Annotated in this window: 1 pseudogene; it reads left to right on the forward strand. The window is 72.0% G+C overall.

Features of this window, described 5'->3' with window-relative positions:
* A pseudogene (locus tag AOK24_RS03950) lies at positions 1-218 on the forward strand (hypothetical protein); the annotation flags it as partial.

The following is a 218-nucleotide window of genomic DNA, read 5'->3' on the forward strand; positions in this document are numbered from 1 at the left end:
CCCCGAACCCCCGCTCTCCCCCGCCGAGTTGACGAAGGTCGTCTCCTCGGCGGAGCTGCGCGCGCTCGCGACGGACAGCGCCCCCGGAAGGCCCGCCCCCTCAACTCCCCCCGCCCAGACGGGAAACGTCGGCACAACCCTCGTGAGCCTGCTCCCCAAGCACCTCAAGGTCGTCACCAAGAGCCCCGAGGGCGACCCCGAGTTCGCGTACGTCGTCG

This window comes from Streptomyces niveiscabiei (genome assembly GCF_001419795.1).
GTDB classification, from domain to species: Bacteria; Actinomycetota; Actinomycetes; order Streptomycetales; family Streptomycetaceae; genus Streptomyces; species Streptomyces niveiscabiei.